At 72.6% G+C, this 26,651-nt stretch carries 25 protein-coding genes; 8 read left to right on the top strand and 17 right to left on the bottom strand.

The features are described from left to right. Positions 1-127: 127 nt before the first annotated feature. The 8 genes from BM314_RS06255 to BM314_RS06220 all read right to left on the bottom strand — a co-directional run bounded on the left by BM314_RS06255 (position 128) and on the right by BM314_RS06220 (position 9,743). A complete protein-coding gene (locus BM314_RS06255; protein ID WP_091977456.1) occupies positions 128-928 on the bottom strand; it encodes a hypothetical protein in 801 nt (266 codons plus the stop codon). An 83-nt stretch (positions 929-1,011) separates the two neighbouring features. Further along, positions 1,012-1,776 carry a hypothetical protein gene (locus BM314_RS06250; protein WP_091977455.1) on the bottom strand — a complete coding sequence of 255 codons (765 nt, stop codon included), beginning with the start codon at positions 1,774-1,776 and terminating at the stop codon, positions 1,012-1,014. A 52-nt stretch (positions 1,777-1,828) separates the two neighbouring features. After that, positions 1,829-3,184, bottom strand: a complete 1,356-nt coding sequence (locus tag BM314_RS06245) for a hypothetical protein (protein ID WP_091977453.1) — start codon at positions 3,182-3,184, stop codon at positions 1,829-1,831. 12 nt (positions 3,185-3,196) lie between these two features. Continuing rightward, on the bottom strand, positions 3,197-4,624 hold the full coding sequence (locus BM314_RS06240) for a peptidoglycan-binding protein (RefSeq protein ID WP_091977452.1): 1,428 nt from the start codon (positions 4,622-4,624) through the stop codon (positions 3,197-3,199). Further along, positions 4,621-5,982, bottom strand: a complete 1,362-nt coding sequence (locus BM314_RS06235) for a hypothetical protein (RefSeq protein WP_091977450.1) — start codon at positions 5,980-5,982, stop codon at positions 4,621-4,623. The genes BM314_RS06240 and BM314_RS06235 overlap by 4 nt, the downstream gene beginning before the upstream one ends. A 22-nt stretch (positions 5,983-6,004) precedes the next feature. Then, positions 6,005-7,960 (bottom strand): AAA family ATPase, encoded by a 1,956-nt coding sequence (locus BM314_RS06230; protein WP_091977449.1) that lies wholly within the window; start codon positions 7,958-7,960, stop codon positions 6,005-6,007. A gap of 85 nt (positions 7,961-8,045) precedes the next feature. After that, a complete protein-coding gene (locus BM314_RS06225) occupies positions 8,046-9,146 on the bottom strand; it encodes an AAA family ATPase (RefSeq protein WP_091977447.1) in 1,101 nt (366 codons plus the stop codon). A gap of 3 nt (positions 9,147-9,149) precedes the next feature. Then, on the bottom strand, positions 9,150-9,743 hold the full coding sequence (locus tag BM314_RS06220; protein WP_042671987.1) for a hypothetical protein: 594 nt from the start codon (positions 9,741-9,743) through the stop codon (positions 9,150-9,152). 274 nt (positions 9,744-10,017) lie between these two features. On the opposite strand from BM314_RS06220, the gene BM314_RS06215 reads away from it, so the two are divergent. From BM314_RS06215 to BM314_RS06200, 3 genes are all read left to right on the top strand, one after another. Beyond that, on the top strand, positions 10,018-10,650 hold the full coding sequence (locus tag BM314_RS06215; RefSeq protein WP_042671988.1) for a LuxR C-terminal-related transcriptional regulator: 633 nt from the start codon (positions 10,018-10,020) through the stop codon (positions 10,648-10,650). A 79-nt stretch (positions 10,651-10,729) separates the two neighbouring features. Then, on the top strand, positions 10,730-11,575 hold the full coding sequence (locus BM314_RS06210; protein WP_244539853.1) for a hypothetical protein: 846 nt from the start codon (positions 10,730-10,732) through the stop codon (positions 11,573-11,575). A 425-nt stretch (positions 11,576-12,000) separates the two neighbouring features. Beyond that, positions 12,001-13,647 (top strand): hybrid sensor histidine kinase/response regulator, encoded by a 1,647-nt coding sequence (locus BM314_RS06200; protein WP_091977444.1) that lies wholly within the window; start codon positions 12,001-12,003, stop codon positions 13,645-13,647. Positions 13,648-13,662: 15 nt separating this feature from the next. Here the strand turns inward: BM314_RS06200 and BM314_RS06195 are convergent, their stop codons facing one another. The 7 genes from BM314_RS06195 to urtA all read right to left on the bottom strand — a co-directional run bounded on the left by BM314_RS06195 (position 13,663) and on the right by urtA (position 20,267). After that, on the bottom strand, positions 13,663-13,959 hold the full coding sequence (locus BM314_RS06195; RefSeq protein ID WP_042675131.1) for a hypothetical protein: 297 nt from the start codon (positions 13,957-13,959) through the stop codon (positions 13,663-13,665). A gap of 100 nt (positions 13,960-14,059) precedes the next feature. Then, positions 14,060-14,266 (bottom strand): hypothetical protein, encoded by a 207-nt coding sequence (locus tag BM314_RS06190; protein WP_020095148.1) that lies wholly within the window; start codon positions 14,264-14,266, stop codon positions 14,060-14,062. 300 nt (positions 14,267-14,566) lie between these two features. Beyond that, positions 14,567-15,262: an urea ABC transporter ATP-binding subunit UrtE gene (gene urtE, locus BM314_RS06185; RefSeq protein WP_091977443.1), complete on the bottom strand. Its 696-nt coding sequence runs from the start codon at positions 15,260-15,262 to the stop codon at positions 14,567-14,569. Between the two features lie 2 nt (positions 15,263-15,264). Continuing rightward, complete coding sequence (urtD, locus tag BM314_RS06180) at positions 15,265-15,975, bottom strand: urea ABC transporter ATP-binding protein UrtD (protein ID WP_042675143.1); 711 nt, start codon at positions 15,973-15,975, stop codon at positions 15,265-15,267. Positions 15,976-16,064: 89 nt separating this feature from the next. Then, on the bottom strand, positions 16,065-17,219 hold the full coding sequence (urtC, locus tag BM314_RS06175) for an urea ABC transporter permease subunit UrtC (RefSeq protein WP_056530760.1): 1,155 nt from the start codon (positions 17,217-17,219) through the stop codon (positions 16,065-16,067). Positions 17,220-17,224: 5 nt separating this feature from the next. Beyond that, the gene (gene urtB, locus BM314_RS06170; RefSeq protein WP_091977441.1) at positions 17,225-18,796 is read right to left on the bottom strand and encodes an urea ABC transporter permease subunit UrtB; all 1,572 of its coding nucleotides are present in this window, start codon (positions 18,794-18,796) and stop codon (positions 17,225-17,227) included. 175 nt (positions 18,797-18,971) lie between these two features. Next, entirely contained in the window at positions 18,972-20,267 is a 1,296-nt protein-coding gene (gene urtA, locus BM314_RS06165) for an urea ABC transporter substrate-binding protein (protein ID WP_091977440.1), read from the bottom strand. Positions 20,268-20,592: 325 nt separating this feature from the next. Here urtA and BM314_RS06160 point away from each other — a divergent pair, with 325 nt between their 5' ends. Both BM314_RS06160 and BM314_RS06155 read left to right on the top strand, forming a co-directional pair. Beyond that, a complete protein-coding gene (locus BM314_RS06160; protein ID WP_091977438.1) occupies positions 20,593-20,811 on the top strand; it encodes a DUF6894 family protein in 219 nt (72 codons plus the stop codon). A gap of 224 nt (positions 20,812-21,035) precedes the next feature. Beyond that, positions 21,036-21,815 carry a Crp/Fnr family transcriptional regulator gene (locus tag BM314_RS06155; RefSeq protein WP_020095141.1) on the top strand — a complete coding sequence of 260 codons (780 nt, stop codon included), beginning with the start codon at positions 21,036-21,038 and terminating at the stop codon, positions 21,813-21,815. A gap of 3 nt (positions 21,816-21,818) precedes the next feature. On the opposite strand, the gene BM314_RS06150 is transcribed toward BM314_RS06155, so the two are convergent. Both BM314_RS06150 and BM314_RS06145 read right to left on the bottom strand, forming a co-directional pair. Continuing rightward, positions 21,819-22,538 carry an HWE histidine kinase domain-containing protein gene (locus BM314_RS06150; protein ID WP_042675139.1) on the bottom strand — a complete coding sequence of 240 codons (720 nt, stop codon included), beginning with the start codon at positions 22,536-22,538 and terminating at the stop codon, positions 21,819-21,821. Between the two features lie 56 nt (positions 22,539-22,594). Next, positions 22,595-23,326 carry a Crp/Fnr family transcriptional regulator gene (locus tag BM314_RS06145; RefSeq protein WP_091977436.1) on the bottom strand — a complete coding sequence of 244 codons (732 nt, stop codon included), beginning with the start codon at positions 23,324-23,326 and terminating at the stop codon, positions 22,595-22,597. 424 nt (positions 23,327-23,750) lie between these two features. On the opposite strand from BM314_RS06145, the gene BM314_RS06140 reads away from it, so the two are divergent. The 3 genes from BM314_RS06140 to BM314_RS06130 are packed head-to-tail and all read left to right on the top strand — an operon-like array spanning position 23,751 to position 26,644. Next, a complete protein-coding gene (locus BM314_RS06140) occupies positions 23,751-24,713 on the top strand; it encodes an ABC transporter ATP-binding protein (RefSeq protein ID WP_091977434.1) in 963 nt (320 codons plus the stop codon). Next, positions 24,710-25,603 (top strand): branched-chain amino acid ABC transporter permease, encoded by an 894-nt coding sequence (locus BM314_RS06135; protein ID WP_091977433.1) that lies wholly within the window; start codon positions 24,710-24,712, stop codon positions 25,601-25,603. The genes BM314_RS06140 and BM314_RS06135 overlap by 4 nt, the downstream gene beginning before the upstream one ends. A 27-nt stretch (positions 25,604-25,630) precedes the next feature. Then, the gene (locus BM314_RS06130; protein ID WP_244539875.1) at positions 25,631-26,644 is read left to right on the top strand and encodes a branched-chain amino acid ABC transporter permease; all 1,014 of its coding nucleotides are present in this window, start codon (positions 25,631-25,633) and stop codon (positions 26,642-26,644) included. Positions 26,645-26,651 lie beyond the last annotated feature (7 nt).

Here is a 26,651-nt window from a genome sequence, read left to right as displayed (position 1 = left end):
TGCCTCTCACTTCGCTCTGCTGGTGACTCTGCTGGTGACTTGCCGGACCTGTGCAGCGGGGGCCCTGGCAGGCGTGGATTCGTACGGGTGCGGAAGGTCGGCCTGCACCGGCCGGCCCCGCAGGGTCTCAGAGCTGCGGCGTGGCCGCTGGCCGGGGGCGCGGCGCCGGCGCCATCGCGCGTGGCGGCGGAGGCTCGGTCCGAGGCGGCGCGTCCGCCGCGGCCGCCTCGGACTTCGGAGGCTCCGCGACCGGTGCCGGCCGCGGGGCCGCGACCGAGCCGCGGACCGTGTCGCGCAGGAAGTCGCCGGTGCTGGTGCCGGCCTCCCGGGGCGCCGGAGCCGGCATGGCCCGGGCCGCCGGCGCGGCCTGCCTAGCGTCGCCCGCGCGCGGGACGGTCGCCTGCGACACCGCCGGGGCCCGGCGGGGCTCGCCCGGCGGCACGGTGATCCGGAACGTGTACGGCACCGTGGACCCATCCCCGAAGGTGACGTCGATCGACAGGGTGTCGAGTCCGGAGAAGTCGGGCCGCGCCGTGTAGTAGAGCGACATCGAATCCTTCTTGGCGTCCTCGCAGCCGTCCGGCTGCCGGATCTGCGCCCCGGTCTCGTCGACCTTGCCGCTGAGGATCCGGAACTCGCGCCGCTGCTCGATGCGCCCGCCGCGCGGCGGCCTGACGAGCTCGATCGTGGCCGCGCGCGAGCGGCATCCCTGCGTGGCGAAGTAGTAGGTGAAGCCCTGGAGGAAGATCCGCTGGCCGGCGCGCGCGGTCTTGTTCTCCACCTCCGCCCGGGCCGGCAGGGCGAGGCAGAGCGAAATGCAGAGCGGCAGGCAGAGCGCCGATCCGGGGGCGAGGACGCCGGCGCCGGCGCGCCGACGCGGTCGGTTCGGTGCCGCGGATCGGGGGGCGTTCGGGAGGCGCTGATGCACGGGACTCGTCCTCGGCTTGGCGGTGGGGGTGCGGGCGGCCGGTCCGGCCGTCCGCGCCGCGTCGGAGCTGTGTCGGAGCTGCGTCAGAGCTGCGGCGCGGCGGGCGGGCGCGGCGGTGCCAGCTGCTGCGGCGGCGGCGGCGCGGGCGTGCCGGACACGGGCGCCGCGGCCTCGGCGGCCTTCGGGGGCGGCGCGGCCGGCGCCGGCCGGGTGGCCGGGACCGCGCCCCGGACCGCGTCGCGCAGGAAGTCGCCGGTGCTGGCCTCCCGGGGCGCCGGAGCCGGAGTCGCAGCCGGAGTCGCGGCCGGAGTCGCCCGCTCGGCGGGAGCGGCGCGCGCCGCCGGGGCCGGCCGCGCGAGGCCCGCGTCGCGGGGGGCGGGTGCCTGGGACACTGCCGGCGCCCGCCGGCCCTCGCCCTCGGGCACCGTGATCCTGTAGGTGTAGGTGGCCTCCTCGCCGGTGACGAACGTGACGATCACCGACACCGTGTCGTGGCCGGCGAAGTCGGGCCGGGCCGTGTAGTAGAGCGTCCGCGCGTCCCGCTCGACGTCCTGGCAGCCGTCCCGCGACGGGGTGCCGTCGATGTTCTGGCCGAGGACCAGGAACTCGCGCCGCTGCTCGATGCGGCCGCCGCGCGGGGTCGTGACCAGCTCGATCGCGGCCGCCGGAACGGACGGGCAGCCCGGTCGGGTCTCGTGGGTGGCGTAGCCGTCGAGGCGGACCCGCTCCCCTGGCCGCGCGGTCACGCTCGTGGATCCCGCGAGCGCCGGTCCCGCGAGGCAGAGCCCCAGGAGGCCGACGAGGATCCCGGTGCCGCCGGCCCCTCCCGTCGTAACGCGTCGTGCCATGGGATCCTCCTCAAGTTCGCGGGCCGGGCGGTTCCGGTCCGCGGCGAGAGCCTCACTTCGCGTCGCCGCGCGTCAGGACCGGCTTGCCGCCGTCGGTGCGGAACCGGACCGCGTAGGTGCTGTTCGCCGACTGGGCGTTGCAGGTGATGACCACCGGGCCGCCCATCGGGTTGGGCATCTCGCAGGTGCCCTTGACCTTGAAGGTGGACTGGTCGCGCTCGGCGTACATCAGCTCGTCGACGGGCTGGTGCAGGGTGCCGCCCTCGACGAAGCCCTTGGTCGAGGCCATGAACGCCATGGCCTTGCCGTCGGTGGTGCCGAAGATGAACCCGGCCTTCGGGCTGCCGACGACGGAGGTGTTCACCGCCTCCGGGGCGCAGGTCGCGGTGAGGTCCTCCCCGTCCATCATCAGGGACTCGCAGCGGCCCTTGAAGGACAGCTTCAGGAAGGTGCCCGGCGGCGGATCGCGCCCCTCCGCGCCGTCGCGCGGCGGAGGCGGCGCCTGTGACGGCGCTTGTGCCGGCGCCTGTGCCGGTGGCGGCGACGGCGGCGTCTCGGGCGGGGCCGGAGCCCGGGCCTCGGCCCGCCGGTCCCAGCCGCCGCGGGGCTGGCCGGGCTGCCAGACGCAGAGACGGGCGCCGTCATTGTCCCAGCAGGGGCCGCTCGGCGACAGGGCGCCGAGGGCCTCGGCGGCGCGCAGGCCCCCGGACGACCCGTTCCAGAAGGCCGTGGCCTTCAGCGGGTTCTGCGGGTCGCGGACGAGCTGCGCCACGACGTCGAGCTTGCCCGCGGCGTAGGAGCGGATCTCGAAGCCGCGGGCACCGGTCTGCCCGGTCTCCGACCGGAACTGGCAGGCCCCGTCGAGGCGGACATCGCCTGCGACCTCGAGGTAGCAGTCGGCGGCCCGCGGAGCGCCGGCCTCGGGCGCCGCCGCGGGGGCGCCGCCGAAGCCGGGGCGGCCCTCGCCGACCTTCCAGGCGCAGATCCGGCTCCGGGACCCGGTCCAGCAGGCGCCCTCCGCGGTGACGCCGTCGGCGGGGCCGTCCTCGGGCTTGCCGCCGGGCTCCCGGTTCCAGGTCGCCGTGCCCTGGCCGGGCGCCGTCACCGACACGACCACGCCGTCGCGCAGGTAGCCGTTGGTATAGGTGGCGAGGCGGAACCCGCCCACGCCGTAGCTGCGCGCGTCGGTCAGGAACTCGCAGACCCCGTCGATGACGGTCCTGCCGTCGGCCGCGAAGAAGCAGTCGGCCTTGCGGACCTTGATCTGCGCCTGCGCGGCGGCGGGCAGGAGGAGGCCGGCCAGCAGGCCCGCCATCAGGGCGGCGGCGCGGCGGGCAATGCGATGGCCGATGCGGTTTCCGGCCCGGGGAACCGGGAACCGCGCGGGATCCTTGCGGCGGGGACCCATGATGGCCGTCTCCTATGGATTGCCGAGGAGGCGGCGCGCCGCCTGGATGGTCCGGTCGTTGCGCTGGTCGACGACGCGGCCCTGGTAGAGATTCCGGTCGGCGAGGCGTTGCTGGAGGGCGGCCCAGAAGCCGGCGCCCCACTGGTCCTGCTCGAGATTCTGCAGGATCTCGGTGGACTTGAGCTCGAGGGCGCGGATCGTCAGGTCGGCGGCCTTCGCGGGGTCCCGCTGCAGGCCGGCGCCGCCGAGATCGTACAGGAAGGCCGCCGAGGCTGCCGCGGGGGCGAAGGAGCGCTCGACCGCGAGGCGCTCGAGATACCGGGCCGCCAGGGGGCCGTCCGGCGCGGTGACCCGCTGCTCCCGGTTGGCCGGGGACAGGTGCATCGCGGCGTAGAGGTACTGCGCCACCGGGACGCCGCTCTCCGCCAGGCCCCGGAGCTTCGCCGCGTCGGCGGCGTTGGAGACCGCGCTCTTCGACAGCGCGATGAGGTCCTCGACGCTCGGCGTTGCCGCGGGCGGTGCCGGAGGCGGCGGGCCGGCGGGCTTCGCGGCGCCGGTGTTGCCGGCTCCGGGGTTGCCTGCCCCCGCACTGCCAGCTCCCGCGTTGCCCTGCGGGCCGGCACCCCGGCCGGCCAGGGCCTGCACGGCCGCGCGCGTCTGCGGCGTCGCCGTCCCGTCGGCCGGCCCGGTGTAGAAGCCGCGCTTGGCGAGGTCGCGCTGGATCGCCGCCACGAGGTCGGGGGGCTGGCGGCCGAGCTCGTCCGTGAAGGTGGTGACCGCCCGCGACAGCTTGGCCGCCACCGTGTTCATGTAGAGGTCGGCGGCCTTCTGCGGATCCCGCGGGACGCCGCTCCCGGCATCGGTGTAGCAGCCGGCGATCCAGTAGAGCGTCGACCAGGAATCGAGGTAGTTGTTCCGGGCCGCGACCGGGTTCGCCTGGAAGGCCAGCCCGTAGCGGCAGCCCCGCTTGAGATCGTGCTGGCCGCGGGCGGGGTCGAGCAGGAGCTCGGTCATGCCGCGCTGGGCCCCGGGGAAGCCGAGGTCGGCGGGCTTCTGGTAGTAGGTCAGCGCCTTGGCGGCGTCGGGCTTGACCGGGTTCTTGGCGTAGACCGCGGCCCATTCGGGATTGTAGAGGGCGCCCATGAACGAGCGGGCGCTGACGTCGCCGGCCTCGGCGGCCGTCCGCAGCTTCTCGAAGGCGGCCCGGTCGCCGTCCTTGCCGGCCTTGTCGAGCAGGTCGAGATAGAGCTTCTCGTTCTCCTTGCTGTCGGCGGGCTTGCCCCACTCGCCCGCGGGCTTCAGCAGCGCCAGGGCGAGGCCGGCCAGGAGGGCGACCGCGGCCTGGGGCAGGACCAGCCAGGCGAGGCGGTAGCGCGCGTCCGCGTACCAGAGCGTCGCGTGCGCCCGGAGCCGGTCGGTCCCGATCGTGGCGCCGCTCATGACTTGGCTTTCATGTAGGCGCGCAGGGCCGTGATGACCGCGGCATTGCGCTTGTTCTCGACCGGGAGCGTGTAGAAGCCGCGGGCGGTCAGCGCGGCCTGGATCGCGCCCCAGAACCCGTCGCTCCAGTTGCCCGCCTCCGGGAACAGCAGCCAGAAGGTGATCTGGTCGTCCTTGAGGTCGACGCCCCGCAGGGCGAGGGCCGCCGCCTTCCCGGGATCCTTGGCGACGTTGCCGTAGCCGGAATCGTACAGCACCGCCGCCTCGCCGGCCGCCATGCCGTTGCCGGCGGCCGCGGCGCGCTCGTAGGCGGCGACGGCGACCTGCGCGTCCGGCGCGAAGACGTCGCCCTTGTTCATCACCGGGTTGAACAGGCGCGCGTAGGCGGTGAGCGCGTCCGCGTCCCCGGCCTCGGCGCGGCTCTTCAGGTCGGCCATCTTCCGCCGGTCGCCGGTCCGGGCGGCGGCCTGGAGGGCCAGCACCTCCGGATCCGGGCCCTTGGGCGTCACCCGCCGCGGCTCGGGCCGCGGGGTCGCGACCGTGTTGGTGATCCCCGCCTCCACCTGGAGGGCCGTGATGATCCCGGGATTGGGCCGCCCGTCCACCGGGCCGATGTAGCGGCGCTGCTCGGCCAGGTGGCGCTGGATGCCCGACACCAGGGCGGGGTTCTGCTGCCCGAGATTGTTGATGAAGGCGTCCATCGTCGGCCGGTGGCGGCGCCACAGCACCGCGGTCACCAGCCCCCCGGCCCGCACCGGGTCCTGCGGCAGGCCGCTCTCGGGCTCGACGTAGCAGGTGGCGAGCTTGACGGTCAGCCGCTCCTCGCCGGTGATCGTACGCTCGAGCGTCTCGGGGGCGTCGATCCAGGTCTGGGCCAGGCGGCAGCCGCGCCGGAGGTCGCGGTTGGGGTTGGCCGGGTCGAGCAGCACGTCCGCGAGGCGCGTGACCGCCAGGAGATCGCCGATCGTGGCGCCCGGTCCGTAGAGGGCGGCCGCCCGGACGAAATCGTTCGGCGCGGGCTTGTTCGGGAAGTAGGCGGCGGTCAGGGGGTCGTAGAGCGTCCCGAGCTTGGTCGCGGCGTCGATCTGGCCCTGGGTGGCCGCGGCGGTCAGCGCGTCGAACGCCTTGCGGTCGCCGTCCTTGCCGGCCCGGTCGCGCAGGGCGCTCAGCTCGGCGAGCCGCGCCTTCGAGGCGGTGGCCGGCAGACCCCAGACACCCTGCGCGGCCAGCGCCATGCACAGGCCCGCCACCGCGCAGGTCACGGCCTGCGGCAGGGCGAGCCAGGCCAGGCGGTAGCGGCGATCGTCGTACCAGAGGGCCGCGTGCGCGCGCAGCCAGTCCTCGCGGGCGATGCTCATGGCTGCGACGGCTCCCGGGCCGTCACGACAGGGCGGCGGGGCGCGGGGCCCCGCCGCCGAGCGCCCGCTCGACATCCACGAGCTCGAACTGGCCGTAATCGCCCAGGGGATCGCTGGCGAGGCGCATCGCCTGGGCCTCGCGCAGGCGCTCCAGGAGCGTGCGCATCTCGCGGGCATTCGCCCAGTCGTGCCGCTGCGCGCGCTGCTCGACCCACGGGATCAGCAGGGTCTCGAAGCGCGGCGGCAGCCGGAACGATTGCCGCGACGCCATCAGGCGCAGGATCTCGACGAGGTCGTACGGGTCGTAGGCCGGGAACGCGACGGTCTTGGTGAAACGGCCGGCGAGGCCGGGATTCGTGTCGATGAACCGGGCCATGTCGCCGGTGTAGCCGGCGACGATCACGATGATCCGGTCGCGGTTGTCCTCCATGAACTTGAGGAGGGTGTCGATCGCCTCCTTGCCGAAGTCGCTGCCGCCCCCGCCGCCCTCGGCCAGCGTGTAGGCCTCGTCGATGAACAGGATGCCGTCGAGGGCCTCGCGGCAGCGCTCCAGAGTCTTGGCCGCGGTCTGGCCGACGTAGCCTGCCACCAGCCCGGCCCGGTCGACCTCGACCACGTGCCCCTTCCGCAGGACGCCGAGCGTCCGGAAGATGTCGCCCATGATGCGCGCCACCTCGGTCTTGCCGACGCCGGGGGGCCCGGTGAACACCATGTGCTGGCTCACCGCGCCGACCTCGATGCCCTCGGCGCGGCGCCGGGCATCGACCAGCACCCGCGCCGCCACGGTCTTCACCTGCTCCTTGACCGGCGCGAGCCCGATCATCGCGTCGAGGCGGGCCATGACCTTCCGGGCCGCGTCCATGTCGACCGTGCCGCCGGCCTGGCGGCCGAGGGCCGCGGCGATGTCGGCGGGTTCGAGCCGGTTGATGTCGCCGCCGGGGCTGGCGGCGAGGCGCAGCGCCTGCGCCTGGCGGGCCTTCTCCAGGACCGTGCGCATCTCGCGGGCGTTGGCCCAGTCCTCGGCCTTCGACCGGGCCCCGACATAGGCGGCGAGGTCCTTCTCGAACCCCTCCGGCATGACGAAGCCCTGGCCCGCGGCCATGCGCTTCAGGATCTCGGCGAGCTCCGGCGGGCTGTAGGGCGGGAACTCGACGGTCTTGGTGAACCGGCTGGCGAGGCCGGGATTCGCGTCGATGAACCGGCGCATGTCGTTGGTGTAGCCGGCGACGATCACGATGATCCGGTCGCGGTTGTCCTCCATGAACTTGAGGAGGGTGTCGATCGCCTCCTTGCCGAACTCGCCGCCGCTCCCGCCGCCGGGAGCCAGCGCGTAGGCCTCGTCGATGAACAGGATGCCGTCGAGGGCCTCCTTGCAGCGCTCCAGGGTCTTGATCGCGGTCTGGCCGGCGTAGCCCGCCACCAGCCCGGCCCGGTCGACCTCCACGAGGTGGCCCTTGCGCAGCACTTTCAGCGCCTTGAAGACGTTGCCGAGGACCCGCGCCACCTCGGTCTTGCCGACGCCGGGGGGGCCGGTGAACACCATGTGCTGGCTCATGGCCGCCACCGGCAGGTTCTGGGCGCGGCGCTGCTGCTCCACCTGCATCCGGGCGATGACGCCCTTCACCTCCAGCTTCACGGGGTCGAGCCCGACCATGCCGTCGAGGGTCGCGAGCGCGGTGGCCAGGAGGTCCTTCTTCTCCGCGGCCGCGCCGTCGTCGACGAAGCGGATCGGGCGGATCTTGCGGCTCGCCCGGGCCCGGTCCAGGGCGCGCCGCGTCGCCTCGATCCGCGCCGGGATGTAGCTCGCCGCGAGCAGGCCGCCGACGAGGCCCCCGAGGATCAGGCCGTGGCGCAGCAGCGCCGACGGCGTCGCGGCGAGCGACCCGAGCACGTCCGGCCGCAGGGCGACCAGCAGGCCGGTGGCACCCAGCACGATGACCGCGAAGAGCGCGACCGGATGCTTGTCGAGGCGTTCCATGGACGTGGCGAACCTTGGTGCTGGCCCTGGTGCTGGCCCTGGTGATGGCCTGGGTGCTGGGCGCGCGTGGCCCCTCGGGCCGCCCTCAGGCGTCCTCGCCGGTGGCGCGGAGCAGATCGACGATCTCCAGGCGGCGCAGGTCGCCGCCCTGCAGGGCGACCCGGGCGGCCTGGGCCTCGCGGGCCTTCTCCAGGAGGGTGCGCATCTCGCGGGCGTTCGACCAGTCGTCGGCACGGGACCGCTGCGCGAGCCAGGGGGTCAGCGCCGCCTCGAACCCCTCGGGGAGCGTGAATTGCTGCCGGGCCGCCATGCGCTTCAGGATCTCGCAGAGATCCTTCGGGCTGTAGGGCGGGAACTCGACGGTCTTGGTGAACCGGCCGGCGAGACCGGGATTGGTGTCGATGAACCGGCGCATGTCGTTGGTGTAGCCGGCGACGATCACGATGATCCGGTCGCGGTTGTCCTCCATGAACTTGAGGAGGGTGTCGATCGCCTCCTTGCCGAAGTCGCTCCCGCCCCCGCCGCCGGCGGCCAGGGTGTAGGCCTCGTCGATGAACAGGATGCCGTCGAGGGCCTCGTGGCACTTCTCGAGGGTCCTGGCCGCGGTCTGGCCGACATAACCCGCCACCAGGGCCGCGCGGTCGACCTCCACGAGATGCCCGCGGCGCAGCACTTCGAGGGACCGGTAGATCTCGCCGATCGCCCGCGCCACCTCGGTCTTGCCGACGCCGGGCGGCCCGGTGAACACCATGTGCTGGCTGATCGCCGCCACCGGCAGGCCCTCGGCGCGCCGCCGCTGCTCCAGCTCCAGCCGCGCGATCAGGGCGTTGACCTCGCGCTTGACCGGCGCGAGCCCGACCATAGCCTCGAGATTCGCGATCACGGCCTCGGGGGACCGGGTCTCCACGACCCGGCGCGGCGCCACGATCAGGCGCGGCAGGGCCAGCAGGCCGCCGGCCGGCTGCCCGAGGCCGGCCTCCGCCTTCCGCGCGGCCGTCGCGGTCGCGGCGAGGCCCAGAGCCGCCAGCAGGGCGACGGCGATCCCGATCGCCGCCTTCCAGCGCAGCTCCGGCCCGGCGGCGTTCCACCAAGCGACCGGGCCGTAATCGGTGCTCAGCAGGAGCGGGGTGAGGACCGCGACCACCAGCCCGGAGACGACGAAGGGGAGGATGGCGGATTTCGACATCCGTCAGCCTCCGCAGGGCTTGCTGGTATTCCAGATCACGGGGATCCGCTGGACGCCGCCGGTCGTGTCGATCTTCAGGCCCGGCGTCAGCTCGACGAAGACGTCCTTGGCGGCGCCCTCGATGGTGATCTCGCCCTTGCCGGTCTCGTAGGGCGCCGGGAACGGGACCGCGATGTTGATCGGGCCGTCGGCGACGTTGAAGGCGGGGGACAGGTAGTTCCCGGCCCGGATGCGCACCACGCCGCCGGCATCGGCCGCCATCTTCGACAGGCGCATCTGGCCCAGCGGGGCTCGGCAGGCCTTGGCCTCCGCGACGATCTTGTCCTTCTCGTCGGAGGGCAGAGTCTCGGCGGCCTTGTCGATCTCGCCCGCCTTGACCAGCGTCAGGGCCGGGCGCGCGGCCGTCCCGGCGGTCTCGCCGCCGCCCGAGAGCAGCACGCCCGCGACGGCGCCGGCCGCCACCAGGCCGCCCACGATCGCGATGAGGCTCGGCGAGAGGCCCGGCTTGGCGGCGGGCGGGGCGCTCGGGGCCGCGCGGGGCTCGGAAAGCCTATCCTGAGCCTGCCGCTCAGCATTCTGGTGTTCGACTTCCGACATCCAGCGGGCCCCCGAACATGGAACGACGTAATTCGTGCGTCGCGTCGGCGCGCACGACATGACCTGCAGCCTCGCTCTTTTTGGAAAGATTCGAAGAAATTAGCGGGCCGATGCCTGTCACCATGACCGGCCGACTTCTAGGCAGGCGGAAAAAACCGGTCTACTAGTGTATATGACCTATCGTCGCAGCCTTGACACGCCGGGGATTTTCCTCGGCATGGCTCCGCGCCGCGACGTCATGGGGATAGATTCCGATGCTGCGACCGGGAGTGGCATGAACGGCTCCGCGCGAGAGACCCTGATCGTTGCCGACGATCACCCGCTGTTCCGCGAGGGCATGCGGCGCATCGCGGAGCGGCTCTACCCGCAGGCCCTGGTCCGGGAGGCCGCCACCATGGAGCAGGTCCTGGCGATGGCCCGCGCCGGGGCGCCCCCGCGGGCGTTCCTCCTCGACCTCCTGTTCCCCGGCCTCGATCCCCGCCACTCCATCGGCGCGCTGCGCGTCGAGTTCGAGCGGGCCTCGATCATCGTCGTGTCGATGATCGAGGACGAGGGCCTGATCCGGACCGTCATGGCCGAGGGTGCCGACGGCTTCATCGGCAAGGCGCTGCCCGCCGCGGAGATCGCCCAGGCGATCGCGGCGATCCGCGACGGCGAGTTCGTGATCCGGCGCAGCCCGGTCTCGGGTCTCGCCGCGCCGCGCGGCCCGCTCCCGCCCCTGACGCAGCGCCAGCGCGACGTGCTGCGCCTCGTCGCCCTGGGACGCACCAACAAGGAGATCGCCCGGGAACTGGAGATCTCCCCCTTCACCGTCCGCATCCACGTCTCGGCGCTCCTGCGCGCCCTCGACGTCACCTCCCGGTCCGCCGCGGCCGCGAAGGCCGCCACGGCCGGCGTCGGCGATTGAGGAGGCGGACCGTGCGGAGGGGCCGATCGTACACCTGTCCGAATGGCCCGGTGCCGGGCTCCGTGGCAGAGCCCGGCGCATGAGAGGGGCGGGACGGGGAGACGGGCGCGCAGCCCGCGGGCGTTTTCTGACGGGCCCGGCCCTGGCGGTGCTGCCGGTGCTGGCGGCCGGACTGGCTGCCGGACTGGCTGCCGCGCCCGCCGCGGCCGATCCCGACCTCGCCATGTTGCCCCGCGCCACGGTGCTGGCGGCGATCTGCGGGCGGCCCGCCGACAAGGAGGCCGAGACCTGCCGGATGAAGGACGGCCGCACGGCGGAATTCTGGACCGCCGCGATGTTCTCCACCGAGACCGGGAGCCGGTTCACCGGCTTCGTCACGATGCCGGCCTTGGGCGCGGACGCCGCGGCGCCCGACCAGCTGAGCGTCGCGGCCGCCACCTACGTCCTCAAGGATATGCGCTGGCGCCTCGAAGACGTGCAGGTCCTGTCCGGCCGGATCGGGACCGGGAACCGCAACGGCGGCGCCCCAGAGGTGGACGAGCGGCTCGGCGCCGTGTTCAGGCCGCTGAGCCGGGGCCGCCTCCTGATGGGCCTGCGCCTCACGGTCTACGGGACGGCCGGATCGCAGGGCTTCTCGTACCTCCTCCTCCAGTTCCGCGACGCGCCGGCGCACTGGACGCTCGCGGGCGAGGTCGCGGCGGGCGCCGACGAGACGGCCGGCTGCGCGGAGGATCCCTGCCGGCTGGGATCGAGCACGGGACGGCTCGAGATCCTGCCGGAGGATCCGCGCGATCCCGCCGCGTGGCCCCCGGTCCGAGTCGCCCTGAGCGGCACCGTGCTGGGCGCGGACGGGGCGCTGCGTCCGGCCACGGACCGGGATGCCCGGGTCTATCGATTCGATCCGGGCGCCGGCACCTACCGCTGACGGCGCCCGCGACCGTGCGCGCGGCCGGTCGACGAGATCAGACCTGCAGTGAAGTAAAAAATAATCTGCCGCATATTTTCCGCAGGAACGTCTCGCTGCAGCACGAGGACCATTGTAGCGGAGACTGAATAAGCGGTTCTAGCACCGAAGACTCGTCCGCGCCGCCACATCGCGGGCTCCCGCCGCGTCTGGTGGCGTCGATCACCTTCAGGTAGACTTGTCAGATCTGTCCGCGATCGGCGACGGCGGCGCGCCGTTGCCCGGATCCCGGGCGGCGACGCGGCAGGGCGACTGCACGATGAAGCGACAGCGGGAGACCGGGGCCGGCACGGCGCGATTCAGGGCGGACGCCGCGGGATCCGTCCCGGCGGAGCGGGTGCCCGGCCTCGGTCTCGGCGTCGCGGCCGGCCGGGCCTGAGCCGACGATGTTCGGGTCGCGGCGCCGGCGGGACGAGGCTTACGACAACGAGAAGGCGCAGGCGCTGATCCGGGCCGTCGTCATCGGCCTCGCCTGCCTGTATCTCCTGCCCCAGATCTACGGCGGGATCGCCCCGCCGGAGGCCCGGTTCGTCGCCTATCTGGTGACGTGCCACTGGGTCTTCGCCGTGGCGCTGTACGGCTGGATCAGCCGCAACCCCGGCAGCAACACGCCGCGCCGCGTCGTCACCTTCCTCCTCGACCTCGGCGGGATGACCTACACGATGGCGGTGGGCGGCGCGCCGTTCCTGCCGCTCTACGCGATCGTCATCCGGCTGATCGTCGGCAACGGCCTGCGCTACGGCGTCACCGCCCTGAAGGCGTCCACGGCGGCGGCCCTGGTCTCGATCGCGGTCACCACGTACTTCAACGCGTACTGGCGCGCGAACCCGTTCCTCGTCCTGACGCTGACGGCCATCACCGTCCTCGTGCCGACCTACATCTACAGCCTGCTGGAGCGCCTGCGCGGCGCCTACGAGCGCGAGCAGGAGGCGAGCCTGTCCAAGTCGCGCTTCCTGGCGCAGGCGAGCCACGATCTGCGCCAGCCGATCCACGCCATCAGCCTGTTCACCGCCTGCCTGCGCGGCGCCCGGCTGGGGCCGGAGGAGCTGCAGATGGTCGAGAACATCGACCGGTCGCTGCAGAGCGTCTCGCGCCTGTTCAAGTCGCTCCTGGACATCTCGACCCTCGACAGCGGACGGGTGGAGCCCCGGCCCGAGCCCGTCGCGATCAACGACATCCTCGAGGATGTCCGGCGCCAGAACTCCGAGGCCGCCCAGATCGCCGGGACGGCCCTGCGCAGCCGCGCCTGCGCGGTCGTGGTGCGCACCGACCGGGCCCTGCTCACGACCATGGTCCAGAACATCGTCAACAACGCGATCAAGTACGCGCCCGGCCGGCCGATCCTGATCGCCTGCCGCCGGCGGGGCGACCAGCTCGCCATCCAGGTCTACGATCGCGGCCCCGGGATCCCGGTCGCGCATCAGGAGCGGGTCTTCGACGAGTTCTACCAAGTCCGCCGCCGCGGCGACCGGGACGTCGAGGGGGTGGGCCTCGGCCTGCCGATCGTCCGGCGGCTCGGCGCGCTCCTGGACCTGACGGTGACGCTGCGCTCGGTGCCGGGGCGCGGGACCTGCGTGACGATCGGTGACCTGCCCCTCGCCCGGGCCCCGCAGCCCGCGGCCCTCCCCGCCCGGCTCGACCCGCCGGCGACGATCGGCGGCCTGCGCGTGCTGCTGGTGGAGGACGACGCTGCCGTGCTGCAGGCGACCGCCAGCCTGCTGGAGAAATGGGGCTGCCGCGTCCGGCCCGAGACCGGGATCCCCGACGCCGTGCCGGAGATCGACCTCCTCATCACCGATTTCGAGCTCGGGAACGGCGTCACGGGGACGGACTGCATCGCGGCGGTCCGGAGGCTCGCCGGCCGCCCGCTGCCGGCGGTGGTGATGAGCGGCCACGACGAGGCGCGCGTGCGCGAGGATCTGGGGGCGCCGGACATCCCGATCCTCTCGAAACCGGTCCGGCCGGCCGAGCTGCGCTCCGTGCTCACCGCCGCGAGCCTCCGGCTGCGCCCCCGGCCGGCGCCGGCCGCGTGAGGCGCGGTCGGCGCCCTACCGGGCCGGTTCGCCCGGGGCCCTGCCCGGCTCCCTGCCCGGCTCCTCGCCGGGACGCGCGGTCCCCGTCCGGCCGCCCTGCTGGTCGAGCATCGCCCGGAGCAGCGCGTCCCGCGCGAGGCCGTGCTCGGTCGCGATGCGGTCCACGATCCGGAGCGCCTGCGCAGCGGGAGAGCGGTCCGTCACCGGCAATTGCGCGAAGGCCTGGCTGAGTCGCGTTCCCGCGACGTATCCGATGACGATCCCGACGAGGACGCCGCAGGCGCCGGCCAGGATCAGGACGCCGAACTTCATGACCCACCCGCCGGCTGCCGCGAGACTGCCGGCCTTCTGACCATCCCGCGCGGGTGATCTCAAGAGGCGGGCGGCCGGCTCGGCGGCCCCGGTCGCCGCGTCAGCCCTGCTCCGCGCGGTCCGCGCCGTCGCGGGCCTCGGCCTCCCGCCGGGCCGCGCGGGCCTGGGCGATCAGGTCGACGGCCGTCAGCGGGGCGTTCGCCCCCACGCCGCCGGCCAGCAGCAGGCCCGGCGGCACCGTCCGGACCTGGGCACGGCCGCCGCGGACGCCGCGGCGGCCGGCCCTTCGATCGGTCGCGTTCGTCATGACAGCGCGCCGCCCGTCAGCGCGGGCCGGCCTGCGGCCGCGGCCGCGGAACGGCGATGGTGACCAGCTCGCCGGTGATCGGATCCAGGATCGTCATGGGCCCCCCGTGGTTGTGCCCCATGGCGGACCTGAATTGTGTTTTAACATTGGCCAACCGGGGCCGTGTGCACAGATTTGGCGGTCGATGTCGGCCCCAGCCGCGCTCCGATTGTTGATTATCCGTCCCGATATCCGGATCGAAGTGCGGTATTCCCGGGCCCGGCGCCGGCGGGACGTGCGGCGGGACGTGCGGCGGGCCCGCTAGACGGACATCCAGCGGAGCACGTCGGCCTCGACCAGCCCGGCCCGGGGGCCGGCCAGCACCACCTGCCCGCGATCCATCACCGCGTAGGAGTCGCAGAGGTCCCGGGCCCACTCGAAATACTGCTCGACCAGCACGATCCCCATCTCGCCCTTGCCGCGCAGGTAGGTGATCGCCCGGCCGATATCCTTGATGATCGAGGGCTGGATCCCCTCGGTGGGCTCGTCGAGCACGAGGAGCTTCGGCCGCGTCACCAGCGCCCGGCCGATGGCGAGTTGCTGCTGCTGGCCGCCCGAGAGGTCGCCGCCGCGCCGGTGCAGCATGTCCTTGAGCACCGGGAACAGGTCGTAGATCTCCCCCGGGATATGGCGGTCGCGGCGCCTGAGCGGCGCGAAGCCGGTCTCCAGGTTCTCCTTGACGGTGAGCAGCGGGAAGATCTCGCGGCCCTGGGGCACGAAGGCGATCCCGGCGCGCGCCCGGTCGTAGGGCGCGAGGCCCTGGATCGGGCGGCCGTCGAGACGGATCGCGCCGGAGCGCACCGGCTGCTGGCCGACGATCGCCCGCAGCAGCGAGGTCTTGCCGACGCCGTTGCGGCCCAGGACCGTGGTGACCCGCCCGGCCTCGGCCGTCAGCGAGACGCCGCGGAGCGCCTGCGCGGCGCCGTAATAGAGGTCGATGCCGTCGACGGAGAGCATGGTCATCGTCCCAGATACACCTCGACGACCCGCGGGTCGGCCGAGACGGCGTCGATCGAGCCCTCGGCCAGCACCGCGCCCTCGTGCAGGCAGGTGACCCGGCAGCCGAGGTCCCGGACGAAGTGCATGTCGTGCTCGACCACCAGCACGGCGTGCTCGCCGGCGATGCGGCGCAGCAGGCGGGCGGTCTCGGCGGTCTCGGCGTCGGTCATGCCGGCCACCGGCTCGTCGACCAGCAGGAGCTTGGGGTCCTGCGCGAGCAGCATGCCGATCTCCAGCCACTGCTTCTGGCCGTGGCTGAGATCGGCCGCCGGGCGGCCCCGGTGGGCCAGCAGGCCGACGGTCTCCAGCAGGGAATCGATCCGCGCGGCCTCCACCCGGTTGCGCCAGCCGAACAGGGACGCGAAGGCGGCGCGGGGCCCCTTGAGGGCGAGCAGGATGTTGTCGGCGACCGTGTGGCTCTCGAACACGGTGGGCTTCTGGAACTTGCGGCCGATGCCGAGGTCGGCGATCGCCGGCTCGTCGCTCCTGAGCAGATCGTGGGTGCCGTCGAACAGCGCGATGCCGCTGTCCGGCCGCGTCTTGCCGGTGATGCAGTCCATCATGGTGGTCTTGCCGGCGCCGTTCGGGCCGATGATCGCCCGCAACTCGCCGCGGGCCAGCGTCAGCGACAGGCCGCGCAGGGCCTTGTAGCCGTCGAAGGTCACCCGCAGGTCGTCGAGGTAGAGGAGCGCGTCCGTCTCGCGCTTCCGGTTGGCGGGGCCGCGGGCAGCGGCATCCGGCGGTTCGAGGAGGTCGGTGCTCACGAGCCCTGCCCTTCTTCGGCGAGTTTCGGGGCGATGGCGGGCTCCGGCGGCAGCTTGGCGGCGGCGCGCCGGGAGCCGAACCGCTCGATCGCGGTGCCGACGAGGCCGCGCGGCAGGAACAGCGTCACGAACACGAACAGGCCGCCGAGCGCGAACAGCCACGCGTCCGGCATCGCGCCGGTGAGCACGGTCTTGGCGTAGTTGACCAGCACGGCGCCGAGCGCCGCGCCGACCAGCGTGCCGCGACCGCCCACCGCCACCCAGATGACCGTCTCGATGGAGTTGGTGGGCGCGAACTCCCCCGGGTTGATGATGCCGACCTGCGGCACGTAGAGGGCGCCGGCGACGCCCGCCATCATGGCCGAGACCGTGAAGGCCAGCGTCTTGAAGTGCTCCGGCCGGTAGCCGAGGAAGCGCGTGCGGCTCTCGGCGTCGCGCACGGCGATCAGGATCTTGCCGTAGGCCGAGACCGTCATGACCCGGGCGATCAGGTAGCCCAAAGCCAGCGCGATTCCGGTGGCCACGAAGATGCCGACGCGGAAATTCTGGGACTGGACGGAGACGCCCAGGAGATCCTTGAAATCGGTCAGCCCGTTGTTGCCGCCCAGCCCCATGTCGTTGCGGAAGAAGGCGAGCATCAGCGCGTAGGTCAGCGCCTGGGTGATGATCGACAGGTAGACGCCGGTCACCCGCGACCGGAAGGCGAGCCAGCCGAACACGAAGGCCAGCAGGCCCGGCACCAGCAGCACCATCAGGGCCGCGAAGGCGAAGTGGTCGAAGCCGTACCAGTACCAGGGCAGCGCCTTGTAGTTCAGGAACACCATGAAGTCGGGCAGGACCGGGTTGCCGTAGACGCCCCGGGCGCCGATCTGGCGCATCAGGTACATGCCCATCGCGTAGCCGCCGAGGGCGAAGAACGCCCCGTGGCCGAGCGAGAGGATGCCGCAATAGCCCCAGACGAGGTCGAGGCTGACCGCGAGCAGCGCGTAGGCGAGGTATTTTCCGAAGAGCGAGACGAGGTAGGTCGGCAGGTGCAGGCCGGAGCCCTCCGGCACCGCGAGATTCAGCACCGGCACGGCGAGGCAGAAGGCGGCCAGGACGGCGAGGAAGATCCAGCCCTTCAAGTCGATGAGGGGGGTGCGAGGCGGCATGGGGCTCACGATTCCACCGCCCGGCCCTTGAGCGCGAACAGGCCGCGCGGGCGCTTCTGTATGAACAGGATGATGAAGATCAGGAGGCCGATCTTGGCGAGCACCGCGCCGATATACGGCTCGGCGAGCTTGTTCACGACGCCGAGCGTCAGCGCCGCCACCAGCGTCCCCCAGAGGTTGCCGACGCCGCCGAACACCACCACGAGGAACGAGTCGATGATGTAGCCCTGGCCGAGATTGGGCGACACGTTGTCGATCTGCGAGAGGGCGACGCCCGCGATCCCCGCGATGCCGGAGCCGAGCCCGAAGGTCAGGGCGTCGACGTAGGGGGTGCGGATGCCCATCGCGGCGGCCATGCGGCGGTTCTGGGTGACCGCCCGGGTCTTCAGGCCGAAGGACGTCTTCCGCAGCACGAACAGGAGGCCCAGGAACACGGCGAACGCGAACACGATGATCCACATCCGGCCCCAGGTGATCGACAGGCCGTAGAAGTCGAAGGCGCCGCTCATGAAGGCGGGGGCGCCGACCTCGCGGTTGGTCGGGCCGAAGATCGAGCGCACGCCCTGCTGCAGCGCGAGGCTGACCCCGAAGGTGGCGAGCAGCGTCTCCAGCGGGCGCCCGTACAGGAAGCGGATGATGAACCGCTCGATCAGCACCCCGACGAGGCCGGCGACCAGGAACGCGCAGGGGATGCTGATCGCCAGCGACCAGCCGAACAGGACGGGCGCCTTGGTGCGGATCAGCTCCTGCACGAGGTAGGTCGTGTAGGCGCCGAGCATCACCATCTCGCCGTGGGCCATGTTGATCACGCCCATCACCCCGAAGGTGATGGCGAGCCCGATGGCGGCGAGCAGCAGGACCGAGCCGAGCGAGATGCCGTACCAGACGTTCTGGAGGGCGCCGATTATCGCGAGCCGCGTCTCGATCGCCGCGATGCCGCGGGCGGCGGCGGCGCGCACGGCCTCGCTCGGATCCGCCGCGAGACCGCGCAGGATGCCCATCGCGTCGCCATCGCCCCGGGCCTGGATGGCTGGAATCGCGGCAATCCGGTCGGGTTCCGCGGTGCCGGGCCTCGCGAGCAGCACGGCGGCGCGGGCCTCGGTGAGCGCCTGCCGGACGCCCGGACTGGTCTCGCGGGCGAGCGCCGCGTCGAGGGCCGGCAGCGCGGCCGCGTCCCGCGCCTTGAACACCGCGTCGGCGGCGGCCCGGCGCCGGGCCGGGTCGGGGCTCGCGAGGTCGAGCTGCCCGCGGGCGGCCTCGATCGCCCGGCGGACGCGGTTGTTGGCCCGCACCGGCTTGAGGTCGGGGCTGTCGGCGGCCGGGGCGCCTGTCCTCGCGTCCACGACGGCGCCGCCCTGCCGGATGAGCAGCGACTTGTCCGGGCCCAGCAGCAGGCGGCCGTCCGACAGGGCCGAGAGGATCGCGTCGGCGCGCGGGTCGCCAGAGGCGGCGAGGCCGGAGACGCCGGCCTCGATCTCGGCGTAGCCGTCGCCGGCGAGCTGGCCGTAGGGATCGGGCGCCTGGGCGAGCGCCGGGGCGCAGAGCAGCAGGACGAGGAGGGGCAGGAGACGGAGCATGGCACTTCTGGCGCAGCGGAACTCTCCTCCCCCTTGCGGGGAGGAGCCGGAGGTGGGGGTGGTTCAGGATCGAGCGTGGCGGTGCCTCCTGCACCACCCCCACCCCTACCCCTCCCCGCAAGCTTGAGCGCATCCCGGGCAGGCCCGGGATCGCCTGGGGAGGGGATAAGGCGGCTTACGCGCCGCCGCAGGACTTGGTCTTGGTGTTGTAGTTGCCGCACTTGAGCTTGACCCAGTCGGCCTCGAGGTCCTTCGAGCCCTCGAGCTGCTTCGACCACGCCTCGCCGGGGATCAGGCCCTCGGTCTTCCACACCACGTTGAACTGGCCGTTCGCCTCGATCTCGCCGATGAAGACCGGCTTGGTGATGTGGTGGTTCGGCAGCATCTTCGCGGTGCCGCCGGTGAGGTTCTTCTGCTCGATGCCCGGCAGCGCGTCGATCACCTTGTCGGGGTCGGTGGTGCCGGCCTTCTCGACCGCCTTCACCCACATGTTGAAGCCGATATAGTGGGCCTCCATCGGGTCGTTGGTGACGGCCTTGGGGTTCTTCTTGAACGCCTGCCACTTCTTGATGAAGGCCTCGTTCTCCGGCGTCTTGATCGACTCGAAGTAGTTCCAGGCCGCGAGGTGGCCGACCAGCGGCTTGGCGTCGTTTTTTTTTAGTTCTTCGTCGCCCACCGAGAAGGCGACGACCGGGATGTCGGTGGCCTTGATGCCCTGGTTGCCGAGCTCCTTGTAGAACGGCACGTTGGCGTCGCCGTTGATGGTCGAGACCACGGCGGTCTTCTTGCCGGCCGAGCCGAACGCCTTGATCTTCGAGACCTCCGTCTGCCAGTCCGAGAAGCCGAACGGCGTGTAGTTGATCATGATGTCCTCGTCCTTGACCCCCTTGGACTTGAGGTAGGCTTCGAGGATCTTGTTGGTGGTGCGCGGGTAGACGTAGTCGGTCCCCTCGAGCACCCAGCGCTTGGCGCCGCCGCCATCCTCCGACATCAGGTAGTCGACCGCCGGGATCGCCTGCTGGTTCGGGGCGGCGCCGGTGTAGAACACGTTCCGCTCGCTCTCCTCGCCCTCGTACTGGACGGGGTAGAACAGGATGTTGTCGAGCTCCTTGAACACCGGCAGCACGGACTTGCGCGACACGCTGGTCCAGCAGCCGAACACGGCCGCGACCTTGTCCTTGCTGATCAGCTCGCGGGCCTTCTCGGCGAAGAGCGGCCAGTTCGAGGCCGGATCGACCACCACCGGCTCCAGCTTCTTGCCCAGCACGCCGCCCTTGGCGTTCTGCTCGGCGATGAGCATCAGCATCGCGTCCTTGAGGGTGGTCTCCGAGATCGCCATCGTGCCCGACAGCGAGTGCAGGATCCCGACCTTGATGGTCTCCTGCGCCCGGGCGGCGCCCGCTCCCAGCGTGCCCATCGCCAGCCCGGCGGCCAGCGCGGCGGCCGAGGCCCAAGTTCCAAATGCCTTCATGGCGGTCCCCTGCGTCGTCTTCCTCGCGACGGGGCGGGCTTCGCAAATCGTGTGCCAATTATTTAGGCATGGCGCGCTGGGAGGCTGCTCGGGGCGCGCCGGCGCCCAGAAGGACGGCGTTTCGCCCGCCGGAGCGGCAACGCCGTGCCGCGTCCTGCGGCGTCGGGGGGCACGCCGGGGGGCGGGCGGACCAAGCGATGGGCACCGGCGACCGCAATCTCGCCGGCACGTTGAACGGATGCGGATCGATGCCACTTACCTCAGCCCGCGGGGCGGGCGGCGCCCGTCCGCCGGGGCGGGAGGGGGTCCTGGGCTGAAGGCTGTCATGGCAGAGCGCTACTATTTCCGCCTGAGGAGCGACGGCGAGACGATCGAGGACGAGACCGGCGTCCTCGCCGCGTCGGTCGCGCACGCCGAGGCGGAGGCGCTGGTGCTGATCGAGGAGTTCCGGAAGGCCGGCGAGCTGCCGGACGCCGCGGCGGGCTGGCGGATGGAGATCCACGACGCGAACGGCATCGTCCTGCGCACGCTGTCGCTCTCCTGATACGCCGACCCGGCCCCATGCCCCGACGGGCACGACGCGGCGCGACCCCAGCGCGACTTGTCGCGACCTTCGCGGCCGATGCCGGGAGGCGGCCCCGGTCCGATCGCGCCGAGAGCCGCATCCGGGCGTGGCGATCATTTGATGCGTTCGCGGAGTAAGGATAAGCCGTCACGCGTTTACGCAGAGGCAGCTCCGCGCGCGGGGCAGGATGTCCGGGAGATCCCTTGAACCCCTTCCTTCGGAAGCTGGCCCTGCGCGCGAACCTGGACGAGGGCGACGTGGCCGCCCTGGCAGCGGCGACCAGCGATGTCGCGCAGGTCGAGGCGGGCCGCGACCTGGTCTCGGAAGGCGTGCGGCCCGACGCCGCCTACGTGATCCTCGACGGGTTCGCCTGCCGCTACAAGCTGGTGCCCGACGGGGGGCGCTCGATCCTCGCCTACCTCGTGCCCGGCGACGGCTGCGACCTGCACGCGTCCCTGCTCAACCGGGCGATCCACTCCGTAGCGACGCTGACGCCCTGCACCGTCGCCTCGGTCCCCTACCGGACGATCAAGGAACTCGCCGCCCTCCGGCCCAACATCTACCGCGCCCTCTGGTGGTCGATCCTGGTCGACGAGGCCGTCCTGCAGGAATGGCTCGTCGGGGTGGGGCGCCGGTCCGCCGACAGGCAGGTCGCCCACATCATCTGCGAGCTCTTCGCGCGCCTGAACGCCGTCGGCCTCGGCCTGGAGCCCGATTACCGCCTGCCGCTGGCGCAGTCCGAACTGGCCGACACGGCGGGGCTCTCGAACGTCCACCTCTCGCGCGTCCTCTCCGATCTGCGCAGGGCCGGCCTGATCGAGAGCGGGCGCAAGAGCGTGCGCGTGCCGAATCTCGAGCGTCTGCGGGAGTTTTCCGGGTTCACGCCCGACTACCTGCTCCTGCCCGGCCCGAACCCGCCCGTGGAGGCGCTCGGCGCGCTGCCGCAGATGACCGGGCAGGTGCGGGCGGCGTCCGGGTCGTGAGGCTCACCGGCCGTCGCCGTCCCAGTCCGTCTCGGGATCCTCGGCCACGCGGCGCCCGATCTGGGCCGTGAGCGGCACGCGGATCGCGCAGCGCAGCCCGTCCGGCTCGTAGCGCAGGTCGACCGCCGCGCCGAGATCGTAGGCCAGCATCTCCGTCAGCACGTCCGTGCCGAAGCCGCGCCGTCCGGAGGCCTGGACACCGCTGCCGCCGGTCTCGGCCCAGTCGAGGCTGAGGACGGGCGGTCCGGCCTCCGCGTCCGTCACCCGCCACGCGGCGCGGATCCGGCCCTGGGGGAGCGCCAGGGATCCGTGCTCCACCGCGTTGCTCGCCAGTTCGTGCAGGGCCAGCGCGACGACCTGGGCGGCCTTGGGGCGGAGGCGCACCCGCGGGCCCGCGAGGCTGGCCTGCTCGCCCTCGCGGGCGAGGTGGAACATCAGCTCGTCCGAGATCAGCGTGTGCAGGTCCGCGTCGCCGAACGCGTCCGTGGCGGCCTGCACGCGCATGATCGCCCCGAACCGGCCGTCGAGATGCGCCACGTAGCTCTCGACATCCGCGGCGCTCTCGGCGGAGCGGTGCATGACGGTGCGCATCATCGCCATCGTGTTGCGCATGCCGTGGCGCAGGCCGTCCGGGAGCCCCGCCGCGTCGAGCAGCCGGCGCAGGCGCGCGTTGTCGGCCTCGAGGGCCGCGAGTCGCTCCGCCGGATCGCGAGGGTCTGTCATGCCGGGCCACTCCGGATGTGTTCAACCTGGCTCAATCACCGCGGGGCGGGCAGGGTTCAGCGCGCGGCGGCGTGGCCGGCCTCGGTGAGATGGAGGTACGCGGTGTCGAAATGCGCGAGCCGGGCGAGCGCGGTCGGATCGTGGATCGTCAGGCGCCGGCTGCGCAGGGTGATCAGCCCCATGCCGCGCAGTTCCTGGAGCGTGCGGTTGATGTGCACGCTGGTCTGCCCCATCGCGTCGCCGAGATCGTTCTGCGTCATCGGCATCGCGCAGGTATTCCCGTCGCTCAGGCCGATGGCCGCCAGGCGCGCGTGCACCTCGCAGAACAGGTGGGCGAGGCGCTCGATCCCGGTGCGGCTGCCGAGGCTGACCGTCCACTCGCGCTGGATCGCCGCGGTGGCCAGGGCCTCGCGATGGAAGGCCATGTCGAGCCGCGGGCTGCGGGCGGTCACGTCCCGCATCGCGGGGCCGGAGATCTGGCCGAGGAGCACGGGCGTGATCGCGCCGATCGCGTGATCCATCTCGTCGAGGAGGAAGATGTGCGGGTCGCACGGGTCGCCCGGGAGCAGGAGCGAGACGATCTGGCGGCGCCCGTTGGCGAACTGCCGGTACCGGCAGGCCCAGCCCTCGAGGATCACGTTGATCGCGCGCGGATCGTCGCCCTCGTGGATGATGTCGGTGCGCGCGGCGACCATGCGGCTCGGGCTCATGGTGTCGGCCAAGCACATCCGGTCGTCTTCGGAGAGCCCGACATAGCAATTTAGCTTGTGCACGAGCGGGTTTGGCATGGCGGCGTCTCCACGACGGCGTGGGGGCGCGAACCTACATTTTGTTTCAAGCCATGAATACTTACGCAGATTAGTTTGTGCTACCGTAAGGTGTCTTTCCGCCCGCCCCACCCGGCCGAATCGCCCGGATCCGGGCCCGTCACCGTCGCGAGGCGGCAAGATATCGGCGGTTCGGGCGGCCCGTCGTCAGGACTAGGGCAGTGATCCCGCGCCGACCTCTCCCTGAGGGAGAATGTTCGCGCGTCGTGTCGAAATTGAAAAGACTGTGCTTTTGACTTCGTGGACCCGGCGGAGCACGATTTGACGGGCGGGAATGCCGGAATATCGGCTCGGGACACGTCGTCGTCCTGTTTCTCGCCTTCTCTCAACGGGTTCCGCCGGTTCGCGCCGCAGCGGACGGCCTATCGTGGACGGATTCCTGCCCATGCAGCCTGCGCTGCGCCTCGTCCGCCCGGTCCGGGACGGGCGAGGCCCCCTCCCCCGGCCCGCCCCCCGCCCGGCGGCAGGCCCCGGCGGCGGCCCGCACCGGGACCGGGCGGACGCGGTCCTGTCGGTCGAGGGGCTGTCCCTCGCCTTCGGCGGCACCGTCGCCTTCGCGGAGATCGACCTCGCGGTCGGGGCCGGCGAGATCCACGCCGTGATCGGGCCGAACGGCGCCGGCAAATCCTCGCTGATCAACGCGATCACCGGCCTCTACGCACCGCGGGCCGGGCGGGTGCGGCTCGGCGCGGAGAGCTTCGCCCGGGTGCCGGCCGGGCGGCTCGCCGCGCTGGGCGTCGCCCGGACCTTCCAGAATCTCGCCCTGTTCGCGGGCCTGAGCGTGCGCGACAACGTCCTCGCGGGGCTCTCGGCCGCGCGGCGCGCCGGGCCCGCGGCCCAGATCCTGGGCCTGCCCTCCGCCCGGCGGGAGGCGCGCGCGCACCGCGCCGCCGCCGAGGCGGTGATCGGACGCCTCGGCCTCGCGGCGGTGGCCGACCGCCCCGCCGGCAGCCTCCCCTACGGGCTCCAGAAGCGGGTCGAGCTCGGCCGGGCCCTGGTGGCCGGGCCGCGGCTCCTGCTCCTCGACGAGCCGATGGCCGGCATGACGGCGACCGAGAAGGCCGAGATGACCGGCTTCATCCGGGCGGCGCGGGATCGGTCCGGGGCCGCGATCGTCCTGATCGAGCACGATATCGGCGTCGTCATGCGCCTCTCCGACCGGGTGACCGTGCTCGATCACGGCCGCCGCATCGCCACCGGCGCGCCCGCGGAGGTGCGGGCGGACCCGGCGGTCATCGCGGCCTATCTGGGGCTCGCGGACGGGGAGGCGGATGCCGCCGCTGATCCCGCCGCGGATGGAGACGCGGATGGAGACGCGGCCGAAGACGGGGACGCGGCCGCCGCATGAGCCCGGATCTCGCCTTCCTGATCGAGGTCGTCGTCGGCGGCCTCCTGTCGGGCGTCATGTACGCTCTCGTGGCGATCGGCTTCGTGCTGATCTACAAGACCTCGGGCGTGCTCAACTTCGCGCAGGGCGCGATGGTGCTGTTCGCCGCCCTCACCTTCGTGAGCCTGACCGAGCGCGGCCTGCCCGTCCCGGCGGCCCTGGCCGCGACGCTCGCCGCGATGGTGGTGGTCGGTCTCGGCGTGGAGCGCCTGGTGCTGCGGCCGCTCGTCAACCAGCCGCCCATCACCCTGTTCATGGCGACGCTGGGCGTCGCCTACGTGATCGAGGGCGCGGCCCAACTCGCCTGGGGCACCCAGGTCCACGGGCTCGACCTCGGCATCGACGACACGCCGATCGATCTCGGCGGCGTGCTGGTCAGCCGGTTCGACCTGTTCGCCGCCGCGGTGGCGGGCCTGATGGTGGCGGTCCTCGCCGCCTTCTTCCGCTACACCCGCACCGGCCTCGCCTTCCGGGCGGTGGCGGACGATCCGCTCGCCGCCCTCAACACCGGCCTGCGCCTGCCCCGGATCTGGTCGGCGGTCTGGATCGCCGCCGGGATCGTCGCGCTGGTGGCGGGGCTGCTCTGGGGGGCGCGGCTCGGCGTGCAGTTCTCGCTGTCGCTGGTGGTGCTGAAGGCGCTGCCGGTGCTCGTGCTCGGCGGCTTCGACTCCGTCGCCGGGGCGATCCTGGCCGGGCTGATCGTCGGCGCGGCGGAGAAGCTGTCCGAGGTCTATCTCGGGCCGGTCATCGGCGGCGGCATCGAGGGCTGGATCGCCTACGTGGCGGCCCTGGGCTTCCTGCTGGTCCGGCCGTCGGGCCTGCTCGGCCTGCGCGCCGTCGAGCGGGTCTGAGCCGCCGTGGTGGCCCTCCCCCGCGCCGTGCCGCGCCTGCACCTGCCCGCCGGGACCCTCGGCCTCGGCGCCCTGCTGGTCCTCGCCTACGGGATCGTACCGCTCACCGGAACGAGCTACCTGTTCGAGGCGCTGCTGACGCCGTTCCTGGCCCTGGCGCTGGCCGGCCTCGGGCTCAACCTGCTCACCGGCTATGCCGGGCTGCTCTCCCTGGGCTCGGCCGCCTTCATGGCGGTCGGGGCCTACGCGGCCTTCAACCTGTCGCTGCGCCTGCCCGGCCTGCCGCTCCCGGCAGCGCTCCTGCTCGCCGGCCTCGTGGCGGCACTCGCCGGGCTGGTGGCGGGGCTGCCGGCCCTGCGCCTGCGGGGCTTCTACCTCGCGGTCTCGACGCTCGCCGTGCAGTTCTTCGTGGCCTGGGCGCTGAACCGGATCGGCTGGATCTCCGACGACAGCCCCTCGGGCATCGTCACCGCCCCCCGGCTGGTGGTGGCCGGCCTGTCCTTCGACGACCCGTGCGGCCGCTACCTGGTCACGCTCACGGTGGTCACGCTGCTGACTTTCGTCGCGTGGAGGCTCGTGACCTCGCCCACGGGCCGGAACCTCGTGGCGATCCGCGACAACGAGACCGCCGCCCGCCTCGTGGGCGTGCGGGTCGCCCGGACCAAGCTCCTGGCCTTCGCGGCCTCGTCCTTCGTGATCGGGATCGCCGGGGCGCTGTGGGCCTTCGCGTATCTGCGCACCGTCGAGCCGGCGGGGTTCAACCTCGACCGCTCCTTCCAGATCCTGTTCATCGTCATCATCGGCGGCCTCGGCACCCTGCGCGGCGCCTTCCTGGGCGCGGGCTTCATCGTGGTGCTGCCCCTGCTCCTGTCGCGCCTCGGCGCGGCGCTGCTCGGTGACGGGTTCGATTCCGGCACCCTGGAGATGGTCCAGCGCGTCGTGCTCGGCGCCCTGATCGTCGCCGTGCTGATCCGCGAGCCCGCCGGCCTCGCCGTCCTCCTCGACCGGGCGGGCCGCCGCCTCGGCCGCCGCGCTGCCTGATCCCCTC

This window comes from Methylobacterium sp. 13MFTsu3.1M2, from assembly GCF_900112625.1.
Taxonomy (GTDB): domain Bacteria; phylum Pseudomonadota; class Alphaproteobacteria; order Rhizobiales; family Beijerinckiaceae; genus Methylobacterium.
This window is presented reverse-complemented; position numbering and strand designations above follow the sequence as displayed.